The organism is Aestuariivirga sp. (assembly GCF_044238155.1).
Taxonomy (GTDB): Bacteria; Pseudomonadota; Alphaproteobacteria; order Rhizobiales; family Aestuariivirgaceae; genus Aestuariivirga.
In genome coordinates this window covers 1-7492 of sequence record NZ_JBIIDX010000165.1, presented here as the reverse complement: position 1 = coordinate 7492, position 7492 = coordinate 1, and the positions used below count along the sequence as shown (strand labels likewise).

Annotated in this window: 7 protein-coding genes and 1 pseudogene; 4 read left to right on the top strand and 4 right to left on the bottom strand. The window is 56.6% G+C overall.

What is annotated here, in order from left to right:
- Window positions 1-79: 79 nt before the first annotated feature.
- Both ACILRN_RS14675 and ACILRN_RS14670 read right to left on the bottom strand, forming a co-directional pair.
- Complete coding sequence (locus tag ACILRN_RS14675) at window positions 80-844, bottom strand: ATP-binding cassette domain-containing protein (RefSeq protein ID WP_395689522.1); 765 nt, start codon at window positions 842-844, stop codon at window positions 80-82.
- Window positions 844-1317, bottom strand: coding sequence for a Fur family transcriptional regulator (locus tag ACILRN_RS14670; RefSeq protein WP_395689520.1), 474 nt, complete (start codon window positions 1315-1317; stop codon window positions 844-846). Before ACILRN_RS14670 ends, ACILRN_RS14675 begins: the two co-directional genes overlap by 1 nt.
- 82 nt (window positions 1318-1399) lie before the next feature.
- On the opposite strand from ACILRN_RS14670, the gene ACILRN_RS14665 reads away from it, so the two are divergent.
- Complete coding sequence (locus ACILRN_RS14665; RefSeq protein ID WP_395689518.1) at window positions 1400-2488, top strand: acetate/propionate family kinase; 1089 nt, start codon at window positions 1400-1402, stop codon at window positions 2486-2488.
- On the opposite strand, the gene ACILRN_RS14660 is transcribed toward ACILRN_RS14665, so the two are convergent.
- A complete protein-coding gene (locus ACILRN_RS14660; RefSeq protein WP_395689516.1) occupies window positions 2485-3396 on the bottom strand; it encodes a phosphate acyltransferase in 912 nt (303 codons plus the stop codon). The genes ACILRN_RS14665 and ACILRN_RS14660 overlap by 4 nt on opposite strands.
- 18 nt (window positions 3397-3414) lie before the next feature.
- On the opposite strand from ACILRN_RS14660, the gene ACILRN_RS14655 reads away from it, so the two are divergent.
- Window positions 3415-4560 (top strand): citrate/2-methylcitrate synthase, encoded by a 1146-nt coding sequence (locus tag ACILRN_RS14655; protein ID WP_395689514.1) that lies wholly within the window; start codon window positions 3415-3417, stop codon window positions 4558-4560.
- Window positions 4561-4565: 5 nt separating this feature from the next.
- Here the strand turns inward: ACILRN_RS14655 and ACILRN_RS14650 are convergent, their stop codons facing one another.
- Window positions 4566-5681, bottom strand: coding sequence for a glutamine synthetase family protein (locus ACILRN_RS14650; RefSeq protein ID WP_395689512.1), 1116 nt, complete (start codon window positions 5679-5681; stop codon window positions 4566-4568).
- Between the two features lie 319 nt (window positions 5682-6000).
- Between ACILRN_RS14650 and ACILRN_RS14645 the strand changes: the two genes are divergently transcribed.
- Window positions 6001-7278, top strand: a complete 1278-nt coding sequence (locus ACILRN_RS14645; protein ID WP_395689509.1) for an NAD(P)/FAD-dependent oxidoreductase — start codon at window positions 6001-6003, stop codon at window positions 7276-7278.
- Window positions 7278-7492: pseudogene (locus ACILRN_RS14640) on the top strand (NADH:flavin oxidoreductase/NADH oxidase); the annotation flags it as partial. The gene ACILRN_RS14645 and the pseudogene ACILRN_RS14640, both read left to right, overlap by 1 nt.

The following is a 7492-nucleotide window of genomic DNA, read 5'->3' as shown; positions in this document are numbered from 1 at the left end:
CCTGCAACGGAGGCGATGGCGAGGCCTGCAAGCAGGGCCCGTTGGAAAAATGGTTCGGCGAGAATGTCAGGCATTGTGATCAATGGCGACTATGGTCGTGGTTGCAATCATGGCCATGGCTTTCGTGATCATGGTCATGGTGGTGAGTGTATGCCGCGATCATGCGCGCTGCGGAAGGACCAAAGAGCCGGGCAAACTCCGGATCTTGCTGAACCTTTGAGGGACCACCTTCACAACATACATGGCCATTGAGACAGATCACATGATCACTCTCGGCCATTACCATATGGAGATCATGGCTCACCATCAGAATGCCACAGGCGTGGCGCTTTCTGATCTCTGATATCAATTCGTACAATCGAGCCTCGCCCATGAAATCAACGGCCTGCACCGGCTCATCAAGTACCAAGAGCTGCGGTTTGCGCAGCAAAGCACGGGCGAGCAGCGCACGCTGCAATTCGCCGCCTGATAACCTACTGACGGATGCGTGTTTCAGATGTGCAATTCCAGTCTCGGCCAAGGCGGCCTCAATCTCGGTTTCATTAGGCTTGAGCGTAAGCGACAAGAGCCGCCTGACATCCAGCGGGACGTTCGGCGTCTGAGGAAAGCGCTGGGGCACATAGCCGACCCGGAGATTCGTCGCCCTGATGATCTGGCCTGATGTGACAGGCTGAAGGCCGAGAAGGCAGCGCACCAAGGTAGATTTTCCTGCTCCATTTGGCCCAATCACCGTCACGATCTCGTTTGAGCGGATGTCGATCGTCACATGGTCAAGAATATTGCGGCCACCAATCGTAAGACTGACGTCACGGGCCCTGAGCAATGCGTCTGACACCTTCAGCATTACATACCTCGACCGCAGGTTCCGCAAATCCCGGACAGTTCAATCACGCTGCGCCGCACGCGGAAGCCCCGTGCCCGCGCAGCTGTTTCGAGGGCAGCGAAGGCTGAGGGCTCATCAAGTTCAGCAACGAGGCCACAATTCTCACAAACCAGAAGGGCGGCTGGCATACCCTGGTGCGGTCGCGAGCAGGCGACAAAGGCGTTGCGACTTTCAACTTTGTGGACAAGGCCATGCGCTTCGAGAAAATCAAGCGCCCGGTAGACGGTGATCGGCGCTGGCCGGGGACCGTGATCCGCCATTCGCTCAATGATGTCATAAGCTCCCACCGCGGCGTGACTTTGCGCAACGCAGCTCAGCACCTCCCGACGCTGTTCCGTCAGCCGGGCACCACGGCTGGCGCATGTCTGCTCAGCGCGCGACAGGATATCCGCCGTGCACTGGGCGTGGTCGTGGTGGTCCAAAGACAACGTCATCTTGTAATAATATTACATTCATCGCCCGTTTTCCAGAACCAATCTGGTTCCGTGGCCAGCTCGACGGAGCTATAAGGTTTCCATGAAAATCCTTGTTTTGAATGCCGGATCCTCATCACTCAAGTTTGCTGTTTTCAACCGCGAGCTGGACCTGCTGATCCGGGGGCAGGTCGCTGGCATAGGCTCCACTCCGCGGCTTGAGGTGGAAGGACAACGAAGCCGGGAGGTCCCACATGTGACCACCCCCAGCGAGGGCCTGTTGGAGGCGGCGGAATGGCTGTCCGACAACGGATATGAGCCAGCCCTTTTCAACGGTATTGGGCATCGTATCGTCCATGGCGGAACGAGATACGTAACCCCGATTGCAGTCAATGATGATATCCAGCATGAGCTGGAGGATTTGCGAGCGCTGGCGCCACTTCACCTGCCCTTCGGGCTTGGAGTGTTGCGTGAGATGCGGCGGGTTGCGCCGGAGGTGCCCAATATTGCCTGTTTCGATACGGCGTTTCACGCCACTCAACCGGAACTTGCCACGCGGCTCCCGCTCCCGCGGGAGTATTTCAACAAGGGCTACCGCCGCTATGGTTTCCACGGGCTCAACTACGAGCATGTGGTCAGAGACATGCCGCGCCTGACAGGAAAGCCCCTGCCCCGCCGCCTGCTGGCAGCCCACCTCGGTTCCGGCGCTTCAATGTGTGCAATTTTCGACGGCAAGAGCGTCGCTACCACAATGGGCTTTTCAACTGCCGATGGACTTGTCATGGGAACACGCACAGGCTCCATCGATCCTGGCGTTCTCGTTGCCCTGATGCGGGACGAACATCTGAGCCTCGATCAACTTGAAGATCTCCTCTATCGGAAAAGCGGTTTGCTTGGACTTTCGGGCATCTCACCCGACATGCGCGTTCTGCTCGCAAGCGACCGCACCGAGGCCATAGAGGCCGTCGACTACTACTGCTATTCTGCCGCGCGACACGCTGCCTCTCTCGTACCGGCTCTCGGCGGCGCCGATGCGATCATCTTCACGGGTGGAGTAGGCGAGAACGCCGGGCCAGTGCGCGCTCGCATTCTCTCGCACCTCAAGTGGCTTGGCGTTCAACAGGAAAATGTTCATGTTGTTCCAGCAAATGAGGAGTTGACTATCGCGCGCCACGTCCGCGAGTTGGTCTAGGCTGATTGACTCATCGCCAGCAGCAGGCAACCGGTTGCAACGATGTCGTCGACGCTGGCGCCACGCGAAAGATCAGAGACAGGCTGGCAAAAGCCCTGCAAAACAGGCCCAATTGCCTGTGCTCCGCTCAAATACTGCGTCAACTTGTAGGCTATATTGCCGGCGTCAAGATCCGGGAACACCAAGACATTAGCTCTGCCAGCAACCTCGCCAAGTTCAGTCATCTTGCGAGCGGCAACTGAAGCTGACAGGGCTGCGTCGCCCTGAATTTCGCCGTCTATCTTGAGGTGTGGCGCCCGATGCTGCGCCAAACTGACCGCCTCGGCTACTTTTGCTGCGTCGGGATGATTGCCGCTTCCTTTTGTCGAGAACGACAGAAGTGCAATTCGTGGCTCCTCACCCAGAAGTAGCTGCGCGCTGAGTGCGGAAGCAACCGCGATATCGGCCAGTTCGGATGCCTTTGGCTGAATGTTCACTGCACAATCGGCAAAAATCAACCGCCGATCCGGCCACTGCATGAGAAAGAAACTAGAGGGAGTGGAAATGCCGTTTGCAAGGCCCACCGTCATCAAGGCTGCCTCAATGACGCGCGCAGTCGGGTTCGCCGCCCCTGCGAGCATTGCATCAGCTTCTCCAACGGCAACTGCAGCACCCGCCCGGTAAAGCGGCTTCGCCAGCAACCGTACCGCCATCGAGTCCGACATCTTTTCGCGCTGGCCGCGAACAATGGCTACGTGGCGCTCTGACACTGGCGGCATACTGGCAGCTTCAAAGACCATAGGCTCAGCGAGGCCTTCCTCTGCAAATCGCTGGGCAGCAGCCCTGATTCGTTCGTCATCCCCCTCTGGCATCACCAGTTTCAGGCGTCTGCCCTTGATTTTGGCCTTGGCTTCGTCAATCACACCCATATAGGACATCTCCGGATCATGCGCATGTCAGCAGAAGACAAGATCGAAATCCACCGTGGTCTCAAGGGCGTCTATTTCGAGCGTTCTGGCACCACTTTCATTGATGGCAAGGCTGGCGACCTCCGCTACCGCGGCTATTCGATCCATGAGCTTGCTGTAGCCTCAAGTTTCGAAGAAACCGCCTATCTTCTCCTCCATGGTGAGCTGCCGCAACAAGACCAGCTGCTGGCCTTTGACGCCAGGCTCAAGGCCACCCGGACCCTGCCAGCAGAAATCCTGTCGATCATAGAGACGCTGAAGCATGCCCACCCGATGGACGTCTTGCGGTCAGCAGTGTCTGCACTTTCAGCTTTTATCCCCCATGAAAGTGACAATTCCATAGATGCCACCCGCGAAAAGGGCATCTGGCTGGCATCACAGGTACCAATGATCGTGGCTGCTCATGAGGCACTCCGCAATGGCCGAAGGCCACCTGAGCCAGACCCCACTCTAAATCATGCCGCAAACTTCCTGTGGATGATAACCGGTCGCAAGCCATCACCGGAGGCAGCGCAATTGATGGACCGCGATTTCATCCTGCACGCCGAGCACGGCAGCAATGCCTCATCCTTTACAGCCCGCGTCGTCATCGGTACGGAGGCGACACTGCATGCAGCGATAACGGCCGCAATTGCAGCACTTTCAGGACCGGCACATGGTGGCGCCGCAGAAGACGTGATGCGAATGGCCCAGGAAATCGGTGAGCCGTCCAATGCTGCAGCATACGTCAAGGCCAAGCGTGAGACAGGTGAGGCCGTGACGGGCTTCGGACACCGCGTCTACAGGACTGAAGACCCGAGAGCCCGCCACATGCGTGATGGCGTCGAACAACTTTCGCGGCAGATGGGAGAGCCAAAATGGTTTGCCATCCTTCAGGCAGTCGTCGAGGCCATGAAGCCCTATGCCCGTTTCGGAGTGAACGTGAATGTCGACTTCTACTCAGGCGTCATCTACTATCTCAACGGTATTCCACCTGACATGTTCGTGCCGATCTTCGCAGTTGGCCGTGTGCCGGGCTGGACAGTGCAGTGCCTGGAGCAACTGCAGAACAACATATTGATCCGCCCGCTCACACTCTACGACGGACCAGCGCCTCGCGCATATGTCCCGATCACACAGCGCTGACCTGCTCAGACATTGAGCAGGAGATATTCGCGTTCCCAGGAGCTTATCACGCGGCGATAGTTCTGCATCTCCTGGAATTTCACGTCATTGTAGGCTTCACAGAATTTTTCTCCAAGCACCTGCTTCAAAGCTTTGGTGTAATTGAGCTTATCTAGGCTCTCATCCAAGCTGATCGGCAGCGTGTGGGCATAGCGATAGGCTGATCCTTCAACCGGATCGGACGGCTTGATTCGCTCCACCATGCCGAGATAGCCGCAGGCCAGAGAGGCCGCAAAGGCAAGATAGGGATTTGCATCCGCCCCAGGCACACGGTTTTCGACACGGGTATTGCTCGCATCAGCAGATGGCACCCGCAGCGAGACCGTCCGGTTGTCAATGGCCCAGTGAACATTGGTTGGCGCATCGGACTCGGGCACCAATCGACGATACGAGTTCACATTCGGCGCACATAACGACAAAGCTGCCGCCAGATAGCGCTGCAAACCTCCGATGTGGTTGAGGAACAGCTTCGCATAGGCGCCGTCCTTTCCCGCAAAAATATTGCGGCCTGTCTTCAGGTCCAGGACAGACTGGTGGATATGCATGGATGAACCAGGTTCGTTTTCATGGGGCTTGGCCATGAATGTTGCATACATGTCATGCTTCAGTGCGGCCTGGCGGACCGTGCGCTTGAAGAGGAATACCTGGTCCGCAAGCTCCAGTGGATCTCCGTGATTGAAATTGATTTCAAGTTGCGCAGGGCCACTCTCATGGCTCAGCGTATCCACATCTAGTTCCTGAGCCTCACAGAAATCGTAGATGTCTTCGACAATCGGGTCGAAGTCATTGGCTGCGTCAATACCATATGCCTGACCACCTGGCTCCTTGCGTCCAGAACGTCCAACAGCGGCATCGAGGGGATAGTCCGGATCAATGTTTTTCTTGACCAGGTAGAATTCGAGTTCAGGCGCCACGACCGGCTTCCAGCCCTTCGCCCGATAGGCTTCAATCACTCTTTTCAACACATACCGTGGAGAAATTTCTACCGGAGAATCATCGAGATGAAATGCATCGCAGATGACTTGCGCCGTGGGTTCGGAATACCACGGAACAACCCGGATGGTATCTGCATCGGGTTTCATGTAGATATCGATCGCACTGTCGCTCACGGCGCGCGTATCCTGGACGTAGCGACCATTGATGGTGAGCGTGAAGACCTCTTCCGGAATGCGTAGACCGCGCGACCGGTTGCCCGAGAGGAATTTCTTTGGCGGCAAGATCTTGCCACGCGCGGTGCCATTCATGTCGGCAACAAGACACTCAACCTCACTGATCTTGTGCTGCTGCAAATACTCATCAAAACGGGACTGGGTCATGTTACTCCAAGACATTCCTGATCGGTCTTTACTCTAACCCGGAAGCTTGACCAAGCAAAAGGGGTGCGGCTAAACCCTTCACAACATGCGAAATTCCATCATTGCGCGAAGCTACTATCAGGCCACAGCCCAGGCTGGTCCCATGTGTCCCCCGTTCGCGGGAGACGTGACAACAGATGTCTGTATCATTGGCGCCGGCTATACGGGGTTGTCAGCCGCCCTGACCTTGGCTGAGGCGGGTTACAAAGTCGTCGTACTCGAAGCAAATACGATAGGATTTGGGGCGTCGGGCCGGAATGGCGGTCAGATATGCACTGGATTTTCTTCTGGCCAGGCCAAGATTGAAGCACAGATTGGCAAGGACGATGCCCGCAGGTGTTTTGAGCTCGCACAAGAAGCTAAGCAACTCCTCACAAACCGCATAAATCAGTATCAAATCGATTGCGATCTCCGATGGGGCTATATGCACGCCGTTCCGAAGGCTAGCCGCTTTGACGAACTCAGGGCCTGGAAGGATGAATGGGACGCATTGGGCTATACCGACACCGAAATACTGAGCAAGCAAGAACTAGAGAACAGGCTTGGCACACATGTTTATCATGGCGCGCTTCGAGAGGGGGGCGCAGGTCATTTCCATCCGCTGAACTATTGTCTAGGCCTCGCGCGCGCAGCCATCAATGCGGGAGCCGCGCTTCACGAGCAATCGAAGGCGCTTGAGGTTGAAACAGGCACACAACCTTGCGTTCGCACGTCACAGGGAAGCGTGAGAGCGAAGTTCTTGATCATAGCCTGCAATGCCTATCTTGGCCGACTGGTGCCCAAGCTTTACGGCAAGATCATGCCGGTGACGAGCTACATCATAGCAACGGAACCTCTTGGGTCCGAGCGCGCGAGGGCTTTGATCAGTGGCGGCGAGGCCGTTGCCGACACAAATTTCATTGTCGACTATTTCCGTTTGACACCAGATACACGCCTGCTGTTTGGAGGCCGCGCGAGTTATACCACTCTTGAGCCCCCAAATCTAGGTGCCTACATGAAACCCAGGATGGAGCGCATATTTCCGCAATTGCGCGATGTGAAAATTGAACATGCCTGGGGTGGCTATATCGCCATCACCAACAACCGCATACCGGACTGCGGCCAGCTCAGTTCAACAACCTACTATGCGCATGGCTACTCGGGGCAAGGCGTGGCGCTGGCGGGACTATATGGTGCGTTGATGGCGGAAGCCATCCGCGGCACGGCAGAGCGCTTTGATCTTCTCGCCAGCCTTCGCCATCTTCCGTTCCCCGGCGGCCCCGTGCGAGTACCTCTTCTGGCGGCTGCCATGCTGTTTTATCGACTGAAGGATGCACTGAGTTGATGAGCAAACTCTTTTCACCGGCAACCTTCCGTGGACTGACCCTCAAGAATCGCATCTTTGTCGCTCCCATGTGTCAATATTCGGCACGGCGCGGTTATGCCAATGACTGGCACCTCGTCCACCTTGGCCGCTTTGCTTTGGGCGGGTTTGGTCTGGTCATGATCGAGGCAACAGCCGTTTCGCCGGAAGGGCGCATCACCTATGGCGACCTTGG